Source organism: Blautia massiliensis (ex Durand et al. 2017) (genome assembly GCF_051861785.1).
Classification (GTDB): domain Bacteria; phylum Bacillota; class Clostridia; order Lachnospirales; family Lachnospiraceae; genus Blautia_A; species Blautia_A luti_A.
The window spans coordinates 3,369,089-3,390,580 of sequence record NZ_CP146725.1; the positions used below are offsets into that span (position 1 = coordinate 3,369,089).

Consider the following 21,492-nt stretch of genomic DNA (forward strand, 5'->3'; position numbering starts at 1 on the left):
AGCTCCTTTTTATTTCTTGAATTCTACAATGGTCACGCCGGCATCGCCTTCTCCGAATTCGCCGAGACGGAAGGAAGCTACGTGCTTTTGGCGCTTCAAATAATTGTGGACACCTTTGCGGAGGGCACCGGTACCTTTTCCGTGAACGATACGGACGGATTTCATGTGTGCGATATAGGCGTCATCCAGATATTTATCCAGCTCTGCAACTGCCTCATCTACGGTTTTTCCCAGAAGATTGATCTCTGTGGAAATGCTGGCTGCCTTGGACATACGGATTTTTCCGGCGCCGGTACGCTGCATGGACGGAGTGGTGATCACCGGTTCGTCCACAAGCTCAAGATCGGAGATATGAACCTTGGAACGGATGATACCCATCTGCACAAAGAGATATCCTCTGGAATCCGGATGACTGGAAACTGTTCCTTTCAGATTCAGGCTGAGAACCTTTACAGTATCGCCAAGAGAAAGATCGGATGGCTTCAGCTGTTTCTTTGGCTTTTGCTTCTGCTGCTTGGAAGACATTCCATTTTCGGCTTTTGACATACGTTTTTTCAGGTTCTGGCGCTCTTTTTCCACGGAAGCGGTATCTACGTGATCCTTCTGGAATTTATGGAAAAGCTTCATGGTCTGATCTGCGTATTCCTTGGTATCGCGGAGGATCGCATGTGCCTGTTCATTGGCTTCTCTGAGAATCCGCTCTTTACGTTCATCCAGCTTTTCTTCTTTTTCCTGAAGAGATTTTTTCAGCTCTTCTACCTGTTCTTTGTAACGGGCAATTTCAGCACGCTCGTTTTCGATGGTGACACGGCTCTGCTCCAGGGATGTCAGAACATCTTCAAAAGATTCATCCTGCTCGCTGATCTGTTCCTTTGCTTTGGCGATGATGAAATCCGGAAGCCCCAGCTTGGAAGAAATGGCAAATGCGTTACTTTTTCCCGGAACACCGATCAGAAGGCGGTAGGTCGGACGTAAGGTTTCCACATCGAATTCACAGCAGGCATTTTCCACACCTGGAGTGGAGAGGGCATAAATTTTCAGTTCGCTGTAATGGGTGGTTGCCATGGTACGGATACCCTGGTCGTGAAGATGTGACAGGATCGCAATGGCAAGAGCGGCACCCTCTGTAGGGTCCGTACCTGCACCAAGCTCATCGAAGAGGACCAGGGAATCCTGATCTGCGGATTTCAGGAAGGAAACCACGTTTGTCATATGAGAGGAGAAGGTACTTAAGGACTGTTCAATGCTCTGCTCATCTCCGATATCAGCATAAACCTCGCGGAAAAGTGCAAGTTCGGAACGATCCAGCGCCGGGATATGGAGACCCGACTGTCCCATCATGGTAAGAAGACCTACGGTTTTCAGAGAAACAGTTTTACCACCGGTGTTTGGTCCGGTGACAACCAGGAGGTCAAAATCATCCCCGAGACGGATGTCAATAGGAACGGCTTTTTTCTTATCGATCAGTGGATGACGGGCCTGGCGAAGCCGGATCCGGCCTTCTGTGTTGAAAACAGGTTCACTGGCGTTCATGTCCATGGCAAGTGCGGCACGGGCAAAAATAAAGTCCAGCTGTACCATGATGGAAAGATCTGCGTGAATAGCCTCCAGCTCAGCAGCTACCTGCTGGCTTAAGGATGCAAGGATCACTTCGATCTCTTTCTGCTCTTTCAGCTCCAGCTCGCGGATGTCGTTGTTCAGCTTGACAACAGCCATAGGCTCAATGAAAAGAGTGGAACCTGTGGCGGACTGGTCGTGGATCATACCGGGAACCTGGCCTTTATATTCAGCCTTTACCGGGATACAGTAGCGACCATCGCGCATGGTGATAACAGAATCCTGAAGATAATTCCTGGCACTTCCTGCAACCAGAGAAGAAAGCTGGGTGTGTATCCGGTCGTTGGTGGCTTTGATGCTGCGGCGGATCTGACGAAGCGTGCTGCTGGCATCGTCACTGATCTCATCCTCAGAAAGGATACAGCGGCGGATCTCTGTGCTGAGTGGTGTCAGAGGTTCCAGTGCCGCAAACATTCCGTCAAGGGAATCGGTCATTCCGTCATCACGATCACTTCTGGAATAGGCCTTTACACGACCGGTATTCTCAAGAAGACTGCAGACAGAAAGCAGCTCCGGTGCATTCAGGGCGCTGCCAACAGTAAGACGTTTTAATGTGCCGCGGATGTCCTTGACGCTGCCGAAGGAAATGCCGCTTTTTTTGAACAGGCGTGCAAGGGCATCGTGTGTCTGCAGCTGCATGGACCGGATCTCCTCAATGTCTGTGGAAGGGGTAAGCTTTCGACAGAGATCTTTTCCCATGGGGGAGGAGGCCTTGTCTGTGAGCAGATCTATGATTTTATAGTATTCAAGTGCTTTGTATGCTTTTTTGTTCATTGTTGCTGTAGTTACTCCTTTTTGTTACTTCTGTTGATTCCGTGTTTTTCTGCGTAACACAGGATATGCAAAAAAACACTTCGTTTCCTATTTTACATGATTTCCATAGCAAAGGAAAGTAAAATGTGTTATGATACTGAATAAAGCCCGGAAGTAAGTGGAAATTGTGCAGAAATGCCAGAAAGCCCGGACCGGGATGCGGCCAAAGATCATAAAGAAAGTCTGGCTATGAATGCAAAGTGTGAAGCGGATGTGTTCGTGAGTATGTCTGCTTTGAAAGTAAAAAGAACAGAAAGGCAAGAATTTTATGCGTTTTTTAAATGAATTACATGAGGGAGACAGAGTAAACGGGATCTATCTCTGCAAACAGAAACAGGCAGCTACAACGAAGAATGGCAAGCCCTATGAGAATCTGATCCTTCAGGATAAAACAGGTGTGATCGATGGTAAGATCTGGGATCCCAATTCTCTGGGAATTGATGAGTTTGATGCGTTGGATTACATTGAGATCATGGGCGATGTGACAAGCTTTGCAGGCGCCATGCAGCTGAATATCAAGAGAGCACGCAAGGCAGGAGAAGGGGAGTATGATCCGGCAGATTATCTTCCTACCAGTGAGAACAGTGTGGATGATATGCAGAGCCAGCTGCGAGAGCTTATCAACAGTGTGAAGAATCCCTATCTTTCCCAGCTTCTGAAGAAGCTTTTTGTAGAAGATCAGGAATTTATGAAGATATTTGAGGGACATTCTGCAGCCAAGACCGTACATCACGGCTTTATCGGCGGACTGATGGAGCACACTCTTGGTGTGACCCGTCTCTGCGATTATATGGCGAATGCATATCCGCTATTGAACCGAGATCTTCTGATCACAACCGCACTTCTTCATGATGTGGGCAAAACGAAGGAACTTTCTGCTTTTCCGATGAATGATTATACAGATGAGGGACAGCTTCTGGGACATATTGTGATCGGGGCACAGATGGTACATGATCTTGCAAAAGAAATCCCGGATTTTCCGGAGAAGCTTGAGAATCAGGTGATCCACTGTATTCTTGCACATCATGGTGAGCTGGAGTACGGTTCTCCCAAGAAACCGGCACTTGCAGAGGCAGTTGCCCTGAATCTGGCAGACAATACAGATGCAAGGATGGAGACACTGACAGAAATTTTCCACGCAGACAAAGGCAAAAAAGAATGGCTTGGTTTCAACCGGCTTTTTGAGTCCAATTTAAGAAGAACAGGAGATATTTAATACATGGAATTCCGTAAAAACGATATACTCACTTTAGATATAGAGGATTGCGGAGTTGACGGTGAAGGTATCGGGAAAGCCGATGGCTTCACCGTTTTTGTGAAAGACGCCGTGATCGGAGACCGGATCAAAGCCAAGATTATCAAGGCAAAAAAGAACTATGGCTATGGCCGCCTGATGGAGGTGATCACACCGTCTCCATACCGTGTGAAACCTGCCTGCTCTATTGCCCGCCAGTGCGGAGGATGCCAGCTTCAGGCATTATCCTACGAGCAGCAGCTGAAATTTAAAGAGAAAAAGGTTCGTGGACATCTGGAAAGAATCGGAGGTTTTCAGAATCTTGATATGGAACCGATCATGGGGATGGAAGCCCCCTATCATTATCGAAACAAGGCACAGTTTCCGGTAGGAAAAAATAAAGACGGAAAGATCATCACAGGCTTTTATGCAGGAAGAACCCACTCCATCATTGATAACCGAGAATGTATTCTGGGAGTGAAACAGAATAAAGAGGTTTTGGACCGTGTGATCGGACACATGGAAAAATATCATGTACAGCCCTACGATGAGGCCACGGGAAAAGGTCTTGTACGTCATATTATGATCCGTTATGGCTTCCATACAGATGAGATGATGGTCTGTCTGATCTTAAACGGAGATAAGATCCCTGCAGAAAAGGCTCTTGTGGAATCACTCTGTGAAATTCCGGAAATGACCAGCATTACCATCAATGTTAATAAAAAACGGAACAATGTGATCCTGGGTGATCAGCTTCGCCTCCTTTGGGGACAGTCCTATATAACGGATAGCATCGGAGATATTTCCTATCAGATCTCTCCCCTGTCCTTTTTCCAGGTCAATCCCATCCAGACCGAAAAACTGTATGGAAAGGCTCTGGAGTACGCCGGCCTTACGGGAAATGAAACTGTCTGGGATCTGTACTGCGGAATCGGAACTATCTCCCTGTTCCTGGCCCAGAAAGCAAAATTCGTCCGCGGCGTGGAGATCGTACCACAGGCCATTGACAATGCAAGAGAGAATGCGAAGCTCAATGGCATTGAGAATGTAGAGTTTTTTGTCGGAAAAGCAGAGGAAGTGCTGCCGAGAGAGTATGAGAAGAATGGCGTTTATGCAGACGTTATCGTGGTAGACCCGCCACGGAAGGGCTGTGATGAGGTACTTCTGAATACGATCCTTAAAATGAAGCCGGAGAGGGTTGTGTATGTGAGCTGTGACAGTGCGACACTGGCGAGGGATCTGAAGGTGCTGTGTGCGGAGGATTATGAACTGGTGCGGGTTTCTACTACTGATATGTTTCCGCAAGGAGTCCATGTGGAAGTCGTGTGTTGTTTACATCGGGTGAATTCGTAGAAGTCCTTAATTTAAGGCACTTTGCGAGGTATATGAGTTTCAAACCAACTTTCAGAACTTCTGGAAGATGAGTGTCCTTTTCTTTTATTCAAAGGCAAAGGAGAAAATAAAAAATGGCAAAGAAGAAAGAAATGTGTTCATTAGAGAATCACGAGTCGGGTGCAGGCATTGTACTGATGAAATTAGAAGAGCTGCACAGCTTTGAAGGACACCCGTTCAAAGTAGAACGAAATCAGGAGTTGTTTGAATTGAGATGCAGTATTGAGAAAGAAGGGGTATTAGTTCCGCTTCTGGTGAGAAAGAATCCGCATGGTGATGGATATGAAATCATATCCGGGCACAGACGGAAAGAAGCAGCACTATGGGCAGGGCTTACAAAAGTGCCGGTTATTATTCGGGAACTGGATGATGACCAGTCGGTTATAGCGATGATAGATAGCAATCTCCAAAGAGAGAAGATACTGCCAAGCGAAAAAGCATTTGCCTATAAGATGCGTCTGGAAGCAATGAAGCATCAGGGCAGATTAGAATCGGATACTTCGGACCCACTGGAACCGAAGTGTAAGACAGAACTGGTGAATGTATCAGAACTGGAAGCAGAATTACAGAAACTTGGAAAAGTAAAAATCCAGAAAAAAGGCGGAGCAGAAGGCAAGCGAAGCAATGAACAGCTCGCCAGTATGGTTGGCGAAAGTGTGACACAGATCAAGCGATATATCCGGTTAACCCATCTGATTCCGAACCTCACCTATAAATCCAGTGAGCAGATGGAACAACTTGGCAAGTATGGATTCTTACGCAGAGATTATCTGAAGAACCATCGAAATTCAACGTATCAGGTGATGCTTTTACAGGATACGATTGGTGAGCATCTTCTGGAAGTGGACAAGGCAGCTAGGCAACGGGAGGAAGTGATTCTGAAACAGTTGGAAGAAAAAGAACCACTGCCGGATAAGGAAAAAGATCAGATGGCATGGGTAAGAGCTGCCAATCAGCACAGAGCGATTGCAGAAGAGATTATCCTGAAAGAATTGATTTATGTATAAGGATTGCCAGGAATCAATCTGGCAGGTAACTGATAAAAATAGAATATTGTGAGCGAAGTAAGGCGTGAGTCATAGAAATGTGGCTTGCGTCTTTTTCTTTGCCTGAAAGGAAGTGATAAGTTTGAACAAGAAGTTTTTGAAGCATTATATGGAAACCAATCCAGAAGGGACAGCACAGACCTATATCTTTCTGGTGGACAATCAGGATATCGCACTGAATATTGTGATGTCAGGTTATCAGGCACTTTGTCTGGTGCAGGAAGATGACGGATATTATTTCAGTGCAGATTCCTTTATAGAAGAAATGAGAGCTATTCAGTTTACAGGAAGCTGTCAGAGTGCCTATCATTATGTGACTGCCTGTACGGTGAAGTGGATGAATGATAAGTTACAGACATTTTTCAAAGACGCTGGTCTTGATGGAAAAACAGGCTGGCAGTTGTTCAAAGAGAAGGAGTACCTTGGCAAACTGGATAATCAGAAAGAAGTTGAGAAATTACTGGAACAGTATATTCTTCGGTTTGAGCGAGATCCAAAAGAAGAACCGGAACTAAGCCGTTTTCACTTATTTGATGCAAAAGGAAATGTGAAAGGTGTCCGGGATATGGAGATTGTAGATTATCTGGTGGAGAATGTTCAGTTTTTTGTGGTGGGAATCACACCGTATTATTATGAGCATGGTGTTTTCCTGGAAGACCATGATGGGGTAAGAATGAAATACCGTATCCAGAAGCTGATCTATCGTGACCAGGTACAGAGTGGAGTGATCAAAAGAATCTATAATCTACTGATCACGCAGCCGAAAGTTCACCGGGAGGCATATGAACTAAATAGTGGATTAATTTTAAAAATGGATATTATGATCCGGTTACGGGTGAAATGCTAGAACACAATCCGGATTATCTGACAATCAATCAGATTCCATTTCCCTATTATCCAGAGGATTGTGAGCAAGTGTTACAAGGTGGAGAAAATATCAAAAAGTATCTGGCATCGTCTCTTCCTAACAAAGAAGAACAGCAGACATTCTGGGAGTATTTTGGATACTGCATGACACAGGATACGCAGTTTCAGAAATTCCTTACACTGAAAGGAAATGGTGGAACCGGAAAGTCTGTGGCAGTATCGCTGATCCAGCATGTAGTTGGAATCACCAATATGTCCAGTACTTCTTTACAGGATTTAAATAAACGATTCTATGCGACTGGAATGTACGGAAAGCTGTTAAATGCCTGCGCAGATATTCCCTGCAAAGCAATGGAGAACACAGATGTATTAAAGAAAGCAGTCGGTGAAGATACACTGATCTATGAGAAAAAGGGACAGGATGCAATCCATTTTCACTCTTATGCGAAGCTGCTTTTTTCTACCAATGAAATGCCGCAGAATCTTGAGGATAAATCAGATGCTTTTTATCGTAGACTACTGATTCTTGATATGAACCGGGTAGTAAAAAGTGCTGAAAAAGATCTGCACTTAAAGGAAAAGGTACAGGCAGAATCCGATTATGCAATTCATATGGCGATGATTGCATTGAAAAATCTGTACGAACAGGGAAAGTTCACGGAGAGCGAACACAGCAAAGAATGTGTAAGAGAAGTGCAACGGACGTCAGATAGTATCTGCGCTTTTATTGATGAGTCATTGGTGCGTGCCAAAGGGAAACGTTTGAAACGAAGTGAAGTGTTCCATATGTATGAGGAATACTGCAAAGAGAATGGCAGACAGGGGCATGGTAAGTCCAACTTTTTCAGGAATATGACGGATAAAGGTTTCCTTCTGAAGCAGTACAATGGTGAGTTCTATTATCAGGATATTGCAGTTAAGGAAGAAGATTTTTGTCCTGTAGATCCAGAAGAAAGAATACCTTTTGAAGAAACAGATATAGATTATAAACAGTTACAATTAAATATGAATCAGGGAATTAAGGGCATTTAGGGCAAAATAAGCAAAAAGAAATGTTACCGGAGCAGGAGAAATAACAAAGATAGCTGCCAGAGTACATAAAATTTTGCTTTTTTTACACTGATTGCCCTTTTTCATGTATCAACGTTTTAGCTGATACAAATATAGGTTTTTCCCGAATTTGGGAAAAAGTAAAAAAATAAAAATTAAGAAAGTGTGAGGTATGATTATGAGAATGATGAAAAACAACAATAATGAAACAGTTATGGTGATCGGGATTGATCATGGTTATGGAAACATGAAAACAGCCACCAGATGCTTTCCATCCGGTGTAGCCAGATATGACAAGGAGCCAATCTTCAAGAATAATCTTCTTGTTTACAATGGTATGTATTACCAGATCGGAGAGGAACACAAGGAGTTCTGTGCAGAGAAAACGCAGGACGAGGACTATTATGTGCTGACACTGGCGGCTATAGCAAAGGAACTTGATGGGAAAGAAATGAATCAAGCAAAGGTACACATTGCAGCCGGACTTCCACTTACCTGGGTAGCTACACAGAAAGAAGATTTCCAGAAATATCTTCTCCAGAATGAAAGCGTGGATTTTATATTCCGCAATAAAGAGTATCATGTGGAGTTTGCAGGTGCTGACATTTACCCACAGGGATTTGCAGCAGCCTTTTACCGCTTACAGGATTTCAAAGGAATCAACATGCTTGTGGATATTGGAAACGGAACTATGAACATCATGTATATCAACAATTCCCGTCCATTAGAGAAGAAATGCTTTACAGAGAAATATGGAACGCATCAGTGTGTGCTTGCTGTAAGGGAATCCCTGCTGAAAGAACTGGGAACAGTGGTGGACGATCTGGTGATTGAGCAGGTGATCCGTACCGGGACAGCAGATATTGGTGAGAAATATCTGACAGTCATTCGTAAAGCTGCCGGAGATTATACGAAAGAAATCTTCCATAAGCTGAGAGAACGGGAATATAATCCAGAACTGATGCGTCTGTATGTGGTCGGCGGTGGCGGTTGTATGATCCAGAATTTTGGAGAATATGACAAGAGCCGGGTGACAATTGTACGGGACATCTGTGCCACAGCGAAAGGCTATGAAGCAATGACCGTAAGGAAAATCCAGAGAAACGGAGGGATGCTTGTATGAGAAAAGAACGGAAAATCATCAATACAAATATCCGTTTGAACTTTTGTGATGAACAGGACAGGCAGGCATGGGAATATTTGCAGACGATGGACAGGGAAAAATATAAATCGTACACCAGAGCAGTTGTAGTTGCTTTAAACGATTATTTTTCCAGAGAGTACAGGAATGAAGCAGATCCGTATCTGGAAACCAGAGAAAAGGAAGATGCGTTTTTGGAAAGAGTGGAAACAGCTATCCGGGATGGAGTGAAAGAATCTGCCCCGATGGCTATAGCGAAGAATCTGATGGAAATGCTTGTACCGTTTGTAAAAGAATCGGTAGGAGAAAGTAAGCTGTCGGACAGAATACTAACAATGGAAAAAAAGGATGGAGAGATTACAGAAGATAATCTGGACTGGGAGAAAGAAGCTGATATGGATGCAGCACTGGATTTTGCGGACAGTTTTTAGATGGTTATGAAATAGCAGTAACAGGAAAACAGACTGACAGTAAGGAATAGCTTTACAAAAACAGAATAGCAGAAAAAGACAATGGCAGTGGTGACATTTCAGACATTATGAATTGGAGAAATGTTTATGACTGCTATTTTTATGTCTTTTAGCAGAAATGGAAAGAGATCCAAAAAAAGAAAGACAGAAATAACAGGAAAATACAACAGAAAAGCGTTGGCAAATGGGTGAATTGAACAAGCAAGGCGAAGAAAAGAATAGAGTGCCGGATACGGCACATGATTGTCCGATACTTCGCATCGGAGTGATGCATGAACAGCCAGTTTCAGAAAGAGAAAATCTATCGAAATGGGAGCTTTTCTATTTCTTCCACAGTCTGTCCCTGCACCACAAAACCACCGTCATCTCCATTTTGATCTGATAACGTAGGGTGGAAAATATGGCTTGGTGGGTGTCGGTTCAGTGGTGGGGAGATGACAGGCAAGTTTCGCAAAGTGGCAAGCCACTCTGCACCGGAGCCAGCCTTTGGGCTGTTCCTAAACTTGCCAGAGGGCACGTCTCCGCTCTGCTCCGGTCCGCACAGAGCTAACGTCCACTGGACGTTATGTGCCCCCTTGGAACCCCGGCACGTCAATGACGTAAGTATTTCTGCGAAATGTCTACTGGACATTCCTACGGAATACTTACTGATTGACTAGGACTCTGTCCTGCACCTGTATAAGAGAGCGTTGCACTCTCTTATAAATCTCCTGCCAATATGCCGCCAGAACGCTGTGGCTGTTAACAAAGAATGAAAATCAAGCAATGAAAGGAGACAAAAGCCTATGAGAAAACGAAATCATACAGTAACCATACGGATGAATAAAGAGGAATACGATTTGTTTCAGAGCAAGGTTAAAGAATCCGGAAGAACACAGCAGGAAGTTGTGATAAAAGCAATCGCAGACTTGAAGATAGCATCGGCAGAGGAAATAGAAGAACTGAAAAGACTGAACCAGATGTTTGCGGATATCCTTTGTCAGCTCCGGGGAGCTACGACAAATATCAACCAGATTGCAAGAAAACTGCATACAGATGGAGAAATCCCAAACGACAGTATGTTGTATTTCCTCAATAAAAATATTCTCAAGTATCGGAAGGAGAGTGAAAGGATATGGCAGTTAATAAGACGATTAATAAGCGGACAAATACACATGGAGCAATGAGAAATTGTATTGAATATGTTTTACGGCAGGACAAGACAAGTGAGCTGCTTACTTATGTAACAGGCCCGTACTGTCACAATGAAATTAATTATGATCTGGTGTACAGAACCTTTTTGGAAGAAAAGAAGATGTGGAATAAAGATACAGGGAGAATGTATGCCCACAACATTATTTCCTGGCATAAGGATGAGCAGATCACCCCGGAGCAGGCATTTGAATTTGGAAAAGAGTTTGCAGAAAATTGGTTCAGTGGATTCCAGACCTTAGTGGCTGTGCATAAGGATAAAGACCATGTCCACTGCCATTTGGTTACTAATTCAGTGAGTTATGAAGATGGGAGAAAGCTGCATAACACCAGAAAAGATCTGGAACGTATGAAACAGCTTACCAATCAGATGTGCCGGGAACGAGGACTGACCGTTGCTGAAAAAGGAAAGCATTTTGATGGAAGTCAGATTGAAAAAGGGGAAGTCATTGCATGGAGCAAAGACAAATATAATCTGTTCCGTCAGCAGGTAAAGGATAGCTTTGTAGCGGACTGTGCAATGGCAGTGTTAAAAGCACTGGAAAATTGTATCAGCAAAGAAAAGTTTATAGAAAAAATGAAGCAGTTCGGATGGAACGTAAACTGGACAGAGAAACGGAAGCACATTACTTTTCAGAACCAAGAGGGAAAGAAAGTACGTGACAGTAATCTGTTCAAAACATTTCATTTGGATATCAGCAAGGAGGGACTAGAGAATGAATTTAATGGAAATAGGAAAAAATCCAGAGATATTGAAATCAGAGACAGCAGAGCAGCCGAAGAACTCAGAAATTATTACAGAGAACTTGACACAGACATCGCAGCTGCCGGAGGAATCACCGATCAAGCTCAAAGTAGAAAGAGATCTCCTAATGCAGAGTTTCGAGAGAGCGAAAGAGTTCATGCGGACACAGAAAAAGCAGATACAGATGCTGGAAGAAGAGAAACAGACGATCTTATCCGACAGGCAGAGATTGCGAGAAGAAGTTCGGAAATCAACCGTAGAAATTCAGTGTCTGACAACCGAACTGTCCGAAACGCAGAAGCTGAATCAATCGCTTCAGCAGAGCAACGACGATCTGAGGAACAGAAATGGATTAATGAGCAGGAGCAGCTCGAAGAAGAAATAAGAGACGTTCGGGACCAGAACTCTAAACTACAAATACAGGTGAACAAATCATCTGTTGAAGCAGTAGATGATGCACAGAAGAAACAGAAAGAAGCAGAGGAAAAGATGGAACAGGCAGAAGCAAAAGCCCGTAATGAAAAGAAACGTGCAGAGATGGAAATCCGTAAAACGAAAAAAGAAGTAAAGGCCAGAACCGAAAAAATGAGGGACGCAGAATATTTCTGGGGAATAGGATACATTACAGTAATCCTGTTTGCAATCATACAGAATGGTGCTTTTCAGCATGATTTCATAGATTTTTTTAGGATTCCATTCACATGGTATGTTCGATTTTGTGAATGGTTGGTATATCCGACTTATGATAATGGGTTCAATCAGAAAATAGCTTATACGGGGGGAGAAGCCTGGGTTATCAGGATTTTGGCAATCGTAGCTATAATTTTTATATTGGCAATTATGATAGTAATGATTGTAGAAGCAATAAAACGATACAAAAAATGTGGGATGAAATTTCACAGATGTTTTTAATTGGAAGTCTTTCAGGAATAACAGTGCTTGGAGATGTAACTAGAAAATATCTGCCGGTGAATTTGATTTTGCTATTTATACTCATTAATATGGGTATCATGCTACTCAGAATATATCTTCGGAAGAAGTTTGATTATATGTAATTTGTTATTTTAATGACCAGTGGGTGGTACCTGACAAATGATAAAGCTGTTATTATGATTGCACACCGCCTAAAAACAGTACAGAAAGCTGAACGGATTTTCGCTCTGGAGAATGGAAAACCGTACAGCAGGGAATACATGAAGAACTTGTGAGACAGGATGGGATTTATCGTCATTTTATTGTTGAAAGAAGAGAGGCAACAAAATGGAGAGTTTAGGAGTCTAAATGTCTGGTGCGGCGATATTCCAAAGGTGATACACCAAAATGCTTTTTAAACACAGAGGCGAATTTGCTCTGATTCAGATATCCGACCTGTGCTGCAATCTCAGCTACAGACAGTCGTGTTGAGGCAAGCAGTTCGCCTGCTTTATTCATACGCATTTCACGCAGATAGACAGAAATATTCTGTCCGTAAACACCGCGAAAATAATTTTTTAGACTGGTTTCGCTGATAGAAAAATATTCAGCCAATTCCCACGCAGGATGATGCAGCCTTAGGTCTGAGGTGATGATATTTTCGACCTTTTTAGCAATATTAACCTGAGATTCAGTAAAGAAAGTGCAGGCCTGAGACTTAGGGATAGCCTCCAAATTTTGTAGTACTGAGAATAAAGCGAGCGTATATATTTTCATTTGAATGACTGCAAAAGAGGCCGGAAAATCATATAATTCCCATAGTTTTTTGAGAATTTCCTCAGTTTCGTGGGTCGCTGTCGATATATAAGTGCTTCCATGAGGACAAAACATCTCTGAGATTTTTCTGAAATCAATGCTAAATTCATTTTGTACCCATGTATTTTCTAAAGTAAATGTATCTATATCAATAAAGAATTCAAGCCCCTCATAGATGCGCTTTGGATAAACATATTCTTTTTGGGCGAAGCATTCTGTGAGAGAAAGTTCTCTGTCTTTGATGTAGACAAAATTTTTGTTGTTCAGGATCATTTCACAACGACCTGTCACACAATAGTTAAGAAGCAATGGACCTTTTGTAATGGAGCTGTCTGATCGAAGGTCGGGAGCCGTCCAGGTTGGAGAATTTATAAAAATATATGCCAGAGACAGACCGGGAAAAAGTGAAAAAAAGGTCATCGAACCTTTACCTTCCTTCGTATTTAATATAAGCTCCATACTATATTCAGCCTGTTTTATGGATATACCTGGTATTTTGATACATTTTTTGATCACGTCGTTAATTTTCATAGAAGATCTTCCTGATATAAGTACTTTTGCCCTGTAACAGATAATATTATAGGATTTGAAGAGAGCAGAGTCAACAATAAAACCAAATGCTGTTTGGAGCTAAAATGATATTTGGTTGTAGAGATATAACAAAACATATGGTATTTTATGGAGTAGTTAGATAGAGCTAATTATACAAGGGAGGTATTCTGTATGAATAACAAATTACAGGCGAAGGACCTGATTAATCTGGGACTTTTCACAGTCCTTTATTTTGTACTCGGATGTTGTGTGGCAATTCCGATTGGCTTTGTTCCGATATTTCTTCCGATTCTTGGTGCATTGTGGACACTGATCACAGGAATTCCATTTATGTTATTCCTGACAAGGGTAAAGAAGTTTGGTATGGTAACGCTGATGGCAATTCTGAGTGGCCTTTTGATGGGACTTACCGGAATGGGATATTGGGGTGTACCTTTGGGGCTTATCTTTGGGCTGCTGGGAGATTTGATTCTGAAATTTGGCAATTATAAAAGTGCTAAAAGGAGCCTGATTGGATATGCAGTATTCAGTCTCTGGATGGTTGGTACATATATTCCAATGTACTTCATGGTAGAAGATTCAAGAGCCAGCTTCGCAGCCAGTTTTGGTAAAGAGTATGCAGATAAAGTAATGGCTGTCATGCCTATGTGGAGCATTGTTCTTGTGATTGCAGGTATCTTTATCTGCGCAATCATTGGAGGAATGATTGGAAAAGCGTTGCTCAAAAAACACTTTGTAAAAGCAGGAATCGTGTAATGGATGAGATATTATCTGCTACTGTTGACAGCAGAAATGGAATTGTTTTAGATCCTAGAACAAAATTGTTTATGCTTATAACGATTACAACATTGATGTTCAGTACCAGCAATGATGGAATCATGAATATAGTGAAACCAATACTAAGCCTTATACCATTTGCATTGATTTTGTCAGAGCACAAATTCAAAACAGCCGGTAAATATGCAGTTCTCTATGCAGTATGCTTTGTACTGGAGCGGCTGGCATTGAATGTTTGGAGTGGTATGATTTCTTTTCTGATATTGGCAGCAACATCAATTATGACGCGTTTTGCACCGGGAATTATGACAGGTGCATATCTGATTTCTTCTACATCTGTAAGTGAGTTTATCAGTGCAATGGAGCGGATGCATGTCACAGAAAAAATCATTATACCGTTGTCAGTTATTTTCCGTTTCTTTCCTACAATCAAGGAAGAATATCAGGCAATCAGGGATGCAATGAAAATGAGAAATATCCGTTTTGGTGGTAAAAATCCATTCCTTATGATTGAATACCGGCTGATACCATTGATGGTATCCGTAATAAAAATTGGTGATGAGTTGTCTGCAGCAGCTCTAACAAGGGGACTTGGTGCACCGATCAGAAGAACCAATGTCTGCGAGATTGGCTTTCATGTACAGGATTTTATTGCCATTGTTGTTTGCTTTGCATGCTTTATATTGTTCTTTTTGCATCAGTATATTGTTTTTTGAGGTAGTACATTATGATAAAAATAGATCATGCAACATTTACATATGGAGAAAATAATGAATATTCTGTGGGAATCCGGGATATTGATCTGGAGATAGAAGATGGTCAGGTTATTGTGCTATGTGGGGAGAGCGGTTGTGGAAAAACAACACTCACTCGAATGATCAATGGGTTGATTCCACATTATTATGAAGGAAAATTAACTGGTGAGATATGGATAAATGGGATAAATGTTTCGCAGCAGCCACTGTATGATACAGCAAAAATTGTTGGAAGTGTTTTTCAAAATCCACGGTCACAGTTTTTTAATGTAGATACAACAAGCGAGATTACTTTTGGATGTGAAAATCTTGGAATGCCAAAGGAAGAAATCAAAGATCGATTGCAGGCTACAATTCAGGAGCTGCATCTGAAAAAATTGATTGGACGCAATATTTTTCAGCTTTCAGGTGGAGAGAAGCAGAAGATTGCCTGTGCAGGGGTTTCTATCATGAAACCGGATATTTTTGTCCTGGACGAACCCTCTTCTAATCTGGATGCAGCTTCAATCATGGATCTGCGAAGAATAATCGCCCACTGGAAGGAACAGGGAAAAACGATTATTATATCGGAGCATCGCCTGTATTATCTGCGTGGGCTGGCGGATCGGTTTATTTATATGAAAGAGGGACAGATTATTCAGGATTATTCAGCCACAGAGTTTGAAAATCTGACAGAAGAAAAGCGGGGAGAGATGGGACTGCGGGCTTATGTTCTGGAAAATCTCCTTATGCCAGAGATGTTGATATCAGAAAGAACCACAATGGAGCTTCATGATTTTAATTTTGCATATAAGAATGGCCCACAGATTTTATATATCAGAGAATGTGAGATTCCGGCAAATCGGATTGTCGCAATTACGGGCAATAATGGAGCTGGAAAATCTACTTTTTCCCGTTGTTTCTGTGGTTTGGAAAAACAATGTGGCACAATCATCTGGAATGGAAAAACTTACAGACCAAAAGAAAGGCTGAAAGCCTGTTATATGGTCATGCAGGAAGTAAACCATCAGCTTTTTACAGAGACAATACAGGATGAAGTTATGATCAGCATGAAAGAAGAAAATGAGAAAGAAGCAGACAAATTTCTTGAAATGCTGGATCTGATAAAAGTCAAAGACCGTCATCCAATGTCACTTTCCGGAGGTCAGAAGCAGCGGGTGGCTATCGCATCTGCAATTGCCTCTGGGCGCTCTGTGCTGTTTTTGGATGAACCAACCAGTGGTCTTGATCATAAGCATATGCTGGAGGTTGCAGAGGTTCTAAGAGAAGTGCGGGATGCCGGAATTTCGGTTTATGTGATCACACATGATTTGGAACTGATTATAGAGTGTTGCACTGATGTCATTCATTTTGAAAATGGAACTATTGCAGATCAGTATCAGATGGATGCAGAAGGAATGGAGAAGATAAGAAAATATTTTATGCAGGGAAAGTGTTGTGGCAAGTGGAGTAAATCTGACTGATGGCAAAGGATATTGTAAATAGCTCGATACTTGGATACTGCCCCTCGTTTTCGATAGACTGAATATGTCTGGGAGCATAGCCGATTATTCCAGATAGTTGCTCCCTTGGCATCCCTCTGGCTTCACGGGCTTTTTTGATAGCCTGTCCTATCGGAGTAAAATCGAAGTCAAAATTATTGTTCCTTTCGTCCATTAGCTCACCACCTATTCTCTGAAAATGTTACTCTTATATTTTACAGAGATGTAGCTTCCAATTAAACGATGTAAAATCTCTTATAATGAGATATATAATCTCTTGTTATTAGAGGTATGGTTTCGTGTAACTAAATAGAGCCGATGAACTTGTAAACTGTTTCACAAGCTCATCGGCTCTTAATTAACATATTGGCGGGATGTATCCGAGTTGAATAGCTTTTGTCACGGCTTCAACCGCTGATGCAACATCAAGTTTTTCAAATATATGCTGCAAATGATTTGATAAGGTACGTTCACTAATATAAAGTGTGCTTGATATGTCTTTTCGCTTTTGTCCCTCTGCTATAAGCTGTATAATTTGTTTCTCACTATCGGTCAATCCTTCTATGGATGGAATTTTCCTGTCAAAATAAAGTATCCCCTGCATTATTTTAGAAAGAATAGATATGAGCTTTTCAGGTTCAATATTTTTATTAACAAATCCTTTTGCGCCTATTTTTCTTGCTTCACTTCGATATACAGGCAAATCATAACCAGACAGAATTACAACCCTTTGTTCTGGATAGCAACTTAGTATTTGTTTGGCTAATTCCAGACCATCCTCAGAAGATATATTCTTCAAGTTTATATCCATAAGGATGATGTCTGGTTTCTTAGATACAATATAATTGTCTAATTGAGAAACATCATTGATACTATCAAAGGTTTCAATTTCTGAATAATCTGACAATGCAATCTCCAAACTTTTAGAAAATAAAGCATGGTCATCTACTAACAAAATGTTGATAAGAAACATCTCCTTTCATCGGCAATATCGTTTGTACGCAAATCCCATGTGGATGGTTATTAGATATAGTTACAGAGCCATCCATGTCATTCACTCGTTCCGTAATCATTGCAAGTCCTCGATGTTTTAACCTGTCAGCAGATAAGAGAACATCTGCATCAACAGTTCCATTGTCACTCACACTCAGTATTATAATCCTATTATCCTGCGTAAGGGTTATCCATGCTTTTTCCCCTGTCGAATGTTTGTAAACATTCGTGACAAGTTCCTTCAGCAGGCGGTACACAAAGATATTGTATGGCTCAACCAGAAATAAGGAGTCTGAACAATCAAAGGAGACACAGATATTACGATTCGGAAAAGATTGCGAAATACCATCAAGCAAGTTTTGGTAGTTTTCCTTTATAGTAAGTTTTGGAAGCAACGTAGGATGGTAATCCTGCATTTGCTCACGAATATAAGTATTCATATTATCGAGAGTTTCCGTGATAATTTTCTGTACTTCAGGGCGGTCTGCTTTTTTCATCATATTTTTTACAGAAAGCAGGTCTTGAAGAATATCATCGTGGAGAAAGTTTGCAAATTCAAGATTTAATTGTTCTTCCCGTTGTAATTGTTGTAGTGCGACATGGTATTTGCTTTCCTTGATTATCTTATTATGTCCTTTCTTGAAATTGAAATCCAAAGCAATATTGCAAACATATAAAAACGCAAACAGGGCATCCAGCATAATAAAAAGCAAAGAATATCCACCATCTAAAATTATTGCTATTAAACTAAAAATAATTACTCCTGAAAAAATAAGTAATGTTAATTGGCGATTATTGAATACGACAGATAATGGAAGGCTGTTATGTTCTTTCAGTATGATACCGTGGATGCTTACCCAAAACAATAGTATAGGAATATATACACCAAAATTTGAAAGATGTTCAGGAACTCTCATTGTTGAAAAATAATAAGTAAGGAATAAAACTATAACTGCTATAAGGGAGAAAATGATATGCCTCCATTCTGACTTAAAAACAAAAGCAACTCTTTTTCTATGATATATCACTGTAAAAATAAAACACAGCCAGCTTGCCATAAATTGTATGAAATAGAGAAGGAAAAATATTTTACTTGACACCAATACGCCAATAAGAGCAAAAATACAAGTTCCCGTCAGGCAGAGATTAATTAATTTCTGATATTTGTATCCGCTGTTTTGGAACAAAAACATTAGTATGAATTTAATGGAAACACACCATATTACCGGGCTTAAAGCGAAAAAAATATTGTTTGTGATGGAGTTGCCCGAAGCAGCTAAGAGTATATACCAACTTTCCAATGCTAATAAACCACAAAATAGGGAAATAGTTTTATTTTCCCTAATGTTGCAGGAACTTACATAAGTAACATCTATTAGCAGCAAAGACGATAAAAATAAGGGAATGACACCTCTGGTGTTTAAATGAAAATCTGCATGAGCGGTCAGTCCCATATATGCAATGAGTAAAATAGAATTTATAAAAAGCAGTAGCTTTAAAATTGTTTGCTTCATGTTTTGCCTCCTTCCTATTTTCTCATTAAATTATACTATCTCTCTGTGAACAAATAAAGTGTATGAAATCGCCGAGCTATAAAACTCGATGATTTCATATAGCTTTTTATTTCTTTAGAACTGTTTTACAGCAAGTATGGACAGTCATACAGTAATATATCATATAAATTATAAATGTAAGCAGAATAGCGATAAACGTAGGAATATACAGAATAAGGCTTTCTTTCAGAATGTTCTGCATAAGGGCTGTCCTGTATACTAATGTTGCAAAGACACAGTCTACCAACCCGAATAAAAACGGAATACTAAAAAAGGATATCGTCTGCTTCTTTATTATTTTTTTCACCGTTCTGTCTGTGTATCCCATTTTTCTTAAGATTTCATAATCAGCCTTCGAATCGCTTATGGCAGAAAGATTATTAAAATATAATATGCTTCCAGTTGCGATAAAAAACAAGATTACAAGAAATCCAAGCAGTAAGAAGGTTGAACTGCTTAGGAAAAATATCTCATGTATCCTATGCGAGTTTCCCTGTAAATAAGGACTATCATTTAAATATTCGGATAAATCAAGAAACAGAGCTTCATTATCTTTGATTGACTGCCCATTTATACTCAGGACTTCCGTTTCGGGGCTAATTTCTTCTGCTATTACATCATATAAGTCGTCACTTACAATCAAAGTACCAATGCTATTTGCAAATGAAATGGGATTATCTAAAGTAGTTGCGATGACTGTTACAGATATTTCTTCATTACCTATAAGCAAAGGATAAACATTACCCGTTTCGTCATTGTCTGAAGCTGGCTGGTATTTTACTAAAATACACTCACTATCGTGTAGCTCGCCAATTTGTTCCAAAGCCCTTTTTTTTCCTTGCGCTTCTAAGAGAGCTATATAGTTTGAATAAGAGATACATTCAAACCCTGCATTTCGCAGAATTTTTTCGTTGTCTGAATCACCTTTAGAGCTTCCTGCACTATATTCCAAAGGAACTTGTTCGGAAGTAGATGTAACTTTATAAATATTCGTTTGCAGGAATGAAACATCATTTTTGGACGAATGCTCATTTACAATTTGTTTGATTGCATCTATTTCGCTTTCATTTTCAATTCTACATTCAATTTCTGACGGTGCCATACGTGCCACAGCAGCTATTGGATAGTATAAAGATAAAGCCATAACGCTGGAGACGGTAAGCGTTGCTGCGGATAACAGTGTAAGCATGATTAAAGTCTTAGAGTTTGAACGCATACGGTATATGAAATTCGGGGAAGTAATTATTTTTGTTTCTGTATAAAACTTCCGTTTGTTGTTTTTACTTATTTGTACTACAAAAGGAAGAAAGGATGAAATAAAAAGTATTGTTCCCACAACTACGAGTACAAGTGTCAGCATGGCAATGGGGGTATAACCAATCGAAAACCAAACAGATTTATCTCCTCTGAAGATATCCAATGCAAGAACATACCCCAAAATAATGCAGCAAAAGCCAACGATGGCGGGAACAGCATGAAATTTCATTTTTTGTTCAGCACTTTTTTCAAATCTAACTAATCCCATAAGCGATGTCTTGAAAAGAAACCTGCTGTTAGACAGCATCAATACAATCACGATAGCAAAAATAAAGCAAGCTGTTTTTGCAATGGCATTGATATTGAAAAAGGGTATTTTTGAATTATTGATAGATAAATCCAGTAACTTGGTTATGCCAAAAACAATGCCTTTATGAAAAAAACTACCGAGAAGTATTCCTACTATAAACGCTCCAAAACAAACCAGTAAATTCTCTGTTGTCAGCAATGACAACACTGTGGTTTTTCTATATCCTAATAATGCGTAAACACCAAGTTCTTTTGTTCGACGACGTAAAAAGAAACGGTTGGAATATGACATATAAAAAACAACAAAAGCCATTAGGAATACAGAAATTACGTTACACATCATTTCAACCCGCCCGTTACCAGATATCTTTTCAAGCATAACTGTATTCATTGAGAATGAAGTAAATGCAAAAAAGACAGTAATTACAAATGATACAGAAAGCAGGTAAAGGGCGTAAAATGAAAAATTTTTTCTAAGATTTTTAAGTGCCATTGATAAATTATTCATAAATTTTGCCCCC

At 40.6% G+C, this 21,492-nt stretch carries 18 protein-coding genes and 3 pseudogenes; 15 read left to right on the plus strand and 6 right to left on the minus strand.

The features are described 5' to 3' along the window. Positions 1-9: 9 nt before the first annotated feature. Complete coding sequence (locus V9W66_RS15825) at positions 10-2,391, minus strand: endonuclease MutS2 (protein ID WP_144093860.1); 2,382 nt, start codon at positions 2,389-2,391, stop codon at positions 10-12. A gap of 307 nt (positions 2,392-2,698) precedes the next feature. Here V9W66_RS15825 and V9W66_RS15830 point away from each other — a divergent pair, with 307 nt between their 5' ends. The 12 genes and pseudogenes from V9W66_RS15830 to V9W66_RS15885 all read left to right on the plus strand — a co-directional run. Then, a complete protein-coding gene (locus V9W66_RS15830) occupies positions 2,699-3,646 on the plus strand; it encodes a 3'-5' exoribonuclease YhaM family protein (protein ID WP_022426377.1) in 948 nt (315 codons plus the stop codon). 3 nt (positions 3,647-3,649) lie between these two features. Continuing rightward, the gene (gene rlmD, locus V9W66_RS15835; protein ID WP_144093859.1) at positions 3,650-5,017 is read left to right on the plus strand and encodes a 23S rRNA (uracil(1939)-C(5))-methyltransferase RlmD; all 1,368 of its coding nucleotides are present in this window, start codon (positions 3,650-3,652) and stop codon (positions 5,015-5,017) included. A gap of 176 nt (positions 5,018-5,193) precedes the next feature. Continuing rightward, positions 5,194-5,475 (plus strand): annotated as a pseudogene (locus tag V9W66_RS15840) (ParB/RepB/Spo0J family partition protein); the annotation flags it as partial. 222 nt (positions 5,476-5,697) lie between these two features. Further along, entirely contained in the window at positions 5,698-6,063 is a 366-nt protein-coding gene (locus V9W66_RS15845) for a TnpV protein (protein ID WP_334296073.1), read from the plus strand. Between the two features lie 121 nt (positions 6,064-6,184). Continuing rightward, the gene (locus tag V9W66_RS15850; RefSeq protein ID WP_243121670.1) at positions 6,185-6,949 is read left to right on the plus strand and encodes a hypothetical protein; all 765 of its coding nucleotides are present in this window, start codon (positions 6,185-6,187) and stop codon (positions 6,947-6,949) included. Next, positions 6,943-8,001 (plus strand): DNA primase family protein, encoded by a 1,059-nt coding sequence (locus tag V9W66_RS15855; protein WP_243121669.1) that lies wholly within the window; start codon positions 6,943-6,945, stop codon positions 7,999-8,001. Before V9W66_RS15850 ends, V9W66_RS15855 begins: the two co-directional genes overlap by 7 nt. Positions 8,002-8,197: 196 nt before the next feature. Next, positions 8,198-9,142 (plus strand): ParM/StbA family protein, encoded by a 945-nt coding sequence (locus V9W66_RS15860; protein WP_186290043.1) that lies wholly within the window; start codon positions 8,198-8,200, stop codon positions 9,140-9,142. After that, positions 9,139-9,591, plus strand: a complete 453-nt coding sequence (locus tag V9W66_RS15865) for a hypothetical protein (protein WP_144093856.1) — start codon at positions 9,139-9,141, stop codon at positions 9,589-9,591. Before V9W66_RS15860 ends, V9W66_RS15865 begins: the two co-directional genes overlap by 4 nt. A 223-nt stretch (positions 9,592-9,814) precedes the next feature. Next, positions 9,815-10,012 carry a hypothetical protein gene (locus V9W66_RS15870; RefSeq protein ID WP_181989027.1) on the plus strand — a complete coding sequence of 66 codons (198 nt, stop codon included), beginning with the start codon at positions 9,815-9,817 and terminating at the stop codon, positions 10,010-10,012. 403 nt (positions 10,013-10,415) lie between these two features. Continuing rightward, entirely contained in the window at positions 10,416-10,796 is a 381-nt protein-coding gene (locus tag V9W66_RS15875) for a plasmid mobilization protein (RefSeq protein ID WP_167544874.1), read from the plus strand. Further along, positions 10,745-11,976: pseudogene (locus V9W66_RS15880) on the plus strand (relaxase/mobilization nuclease domain-containing protein). Before V9W66_RS15875 ends, V9W66_RS15880 begins: the two are co-directional and overlap by 52 nt. 13 nt (positions 11,977-11,989) lie before the next feature. Further along, positions 11,990-12,621, plus strand: a pseudogene (locus V9W66_RS15885) (DUF6040 family protein); the annotation flags it as partial. A gap of 214 nt (positions 12,622-12,835) precedes the next feature. Here the strand turns inward: V9W66_RS15885 and V9W66_RS15890 are convergent. Next, complete coding sequence (locus tag V9W66_RS15890) at positions 12,836-13,825, minus strand: helix-turn-helix domain-containing protein (protein ID WP_101885093.1); 990 nt, start codon at positions 13,823-13,825, stop codon at positions 12,836-12,838. 192 nt (positions 13,826-14,017) lie between these two features. Here V9W66_RS15890 and V9W66_RS15895 point away from each other — a divergent pair, with 192 nt between their 5' ends. The 3 genes from V9W66_RS15895 to V9W66_RS15905 are packed head-to-tail and all read left to right on the plus strand — an operon-like array spanning position 14,018 to position 16,841. After that, positions 14,018-14,602, plus strand: a complete 585-nt coding sequence (locus V9W66_RS15895) for an MptD family putative ECF transporter S component (RefSeq protein ID WP_005333775.1) — start codon at positions 14,018-14,020, stop codon at positions 14,600-14,602. Further along, positions 14,602-15,339: an energy-coupling factor transporter transmembrane component T gene (locus V9W66_RS15900; RefSeq protein WP_144093855.1), complete on the plus strand. Its 738-nt coding sequence runs from the start codon at positions 14,602-14,604 to the stop codon at positions 15,337-15,339. The genes V9W66_RS15895 and V9W66_RS15900 overlap by 1 nt, the downstream gene beginning before the upstream one ends. A gap of 11 nt (positions 15,340-15,350) precedes the next feature. Further along, entirely contained in the window at positions 15,351-16,841 is a 1,491-nt protein-coding gene (locus V9W66_RS15905) for an ABC transporter ATP-binding protein (RefSeq protein ID WP_144093854.1), read from the plus strand. On the opposite strand, the gene V9W66_RS15910 is transcribed toward V9W66_RS15905, so the two are convergent. The 4 genes from V9W66_RS15910 to V9W66_RS15925 form a co-directional block, all read right to left on the minus strand. Continuing rightward, positions 16,798-17,034 carry a helix-turn-helix transcriptional regulator gene (locus V9W66_RS15910; RefSeq protein ID WP_243121668.1) on the minus strand — a complete coding sequence of 79 codons (237 nt, stop codon included), beginning with the start codon at positions 17,032-17,034 and terminating at the stop codon, positions 16,798-16,800. The genes V9W66_RS15905 and V9W66_RS15910 overlap by 44 nt on opposite strands. 183 nt (positions 17,035-17,217) lie before the next feature. Next, positions 17,218-17,766: a LuxR C-terminal-related transcriptional regulator gene (locus V9W66_RS15915; protein WP_330575317.1), complete on the minus strand. Its 549-nt coding sequence runs from the start codon at positions 17,764-17,766 to the stop codon at positions 17,218-17,220. 34 nt (positions 17,767-17,800) lie between these two features. After that, positions 17,801-19,366, minus strand: coding sequence for a sensor histidine kinase (locus tag V9W66_RS15920; RefSeq protein WP_144093852.1), 1,566 nt, complete (start codon positions 19,364-19,366; stop codon positions 17,801-17,803). A 106-nt stretch (positions 19,367-19,472) separates the two neighbouring features. Further along, on the minus strand, positions 19,473-21,479 hold the full coding sequence (locus tag V9W66_RS15925; protein ID WP_144093851.1) for an ABC transporter permease: 2,007 nt from the start codon (positions 21,477-21,479) through the stop codon (positions 19,473-19,475). Positions 21,480-21,492 lie beyond the last annotated feature (13 nt).

Excerpts from the sequence above, each read along its gene's own strand:
- V9W66_RS15870 (WP_181989027.1), top strand. The coding sequence starts at position 9,815 with ATGGGTGAATTGAACAAGCAAGGCGAAGAAAAGAATAGAGTGCCGGAT.
- V9W66_RS15845 (WP_334296073.1), top strand. The coding sequence starts at position 5,698 with ATGGTTGGCGAAAGTGTGACACAGATCAAGCGATATATCCGGTTAACC.
- V9W66_RS15910 (WP_243121668.1), bottom strand. The coding sequence starts at position 17,034 with ATGGACGAAAGGAACAATAATTTTGACTTCGATTTTACTCCGATAGGA.
- V9W66_RS15830 (WP_022426377.1), top strand. The coding sequence starts at position 2,699 with ATGCGTTTTTTAAATGAATTACATGAGGGAGACAGAGTAAACGGGATC.
- V9W66_RS15875 (WP_167544874.1), top strand. The coding sequence starts at position 10,416 with ATGAGAAAACGAAATCATACAGTAACCATACGGATGAATAAAGAGGAA.
- rlmD (WP_144093859.1), top strand. The coding sequence starts at position 3,650 with ATGGAATTCCGTAAAAACGATATACTCACTTTAGATATAGAGGATTGC.
- V9W66_RS15905 (WP_144093854.1), top strand. The coding sequence starts at position 15,351 with ATGATAAAAATAGATCATGCAACATTTACATATGGAGAAAATAATGAA.
- V9W66_RS15865 (WP_144093856.1), top strand. The coding sequence starts at position 9,139 with ATGAGAAAAGAACGGAAAATCATCAATACAAATATCCGTTTGAACTTT.
- V9W66_RS15825 (WP_144093860.1), bottom strand. The coding sequence starts at position 2,391 with ATGAACAAAAAAGCATACAAAGCACTTGAATACTATAAAATCATAGAT.
- V9W66_RS15890 (WP_101885093.1), bottom strand. The coding sequence starts at position 13,825 with ATGAAAATTAACGACGTGATCAAAAAATGTATCAAAATACCAGGTATA.
- V9W66_RS15900 (WP_144093855.1), top strand. The coding sequence starts at position 14,602 with ATGGATGAGATATTATCTGCTACTGTTGACAGCAGAAATGGAATTGTT.
- V9W66_RS15895 (WP_005333775.1), top strand. The coding sequence starts at position 14,018 with ATGAATAACAAATTACAGGCGAAGGACCTGATTAATCTGGGACTTTTC.
- V9W66_RS15855 (WP_243121669.1), top strand. The coding sequence starts at position 6,943 with ATGCTAGAACACAATCCGGATTATCTGACAATCAATCAGATTCCATTT.
- V9W66_RS15860 (WP_186290043.1), top strand. The coding sequence starts at position 8,198 with ATGAGAATGATGAAAAACAACAATAATGAAACAGTTATGGTGATCGGG.
- V9W66_RS15925 (WP_144093851.1), bottom strand. The coding sequence starts at position 21,479 with ATGAATAATTTATCAATGGCACTTAAAAATCTTAGAAAAAATTTTTCA.
- V9W66_RS15920 (WP_144093852.1), bottom strand. The coding sequence starts at position 19,366 with ATGAAGCAAACAATTTTAAAGCTACTGCTTTTTATAAATTCTATTTTA.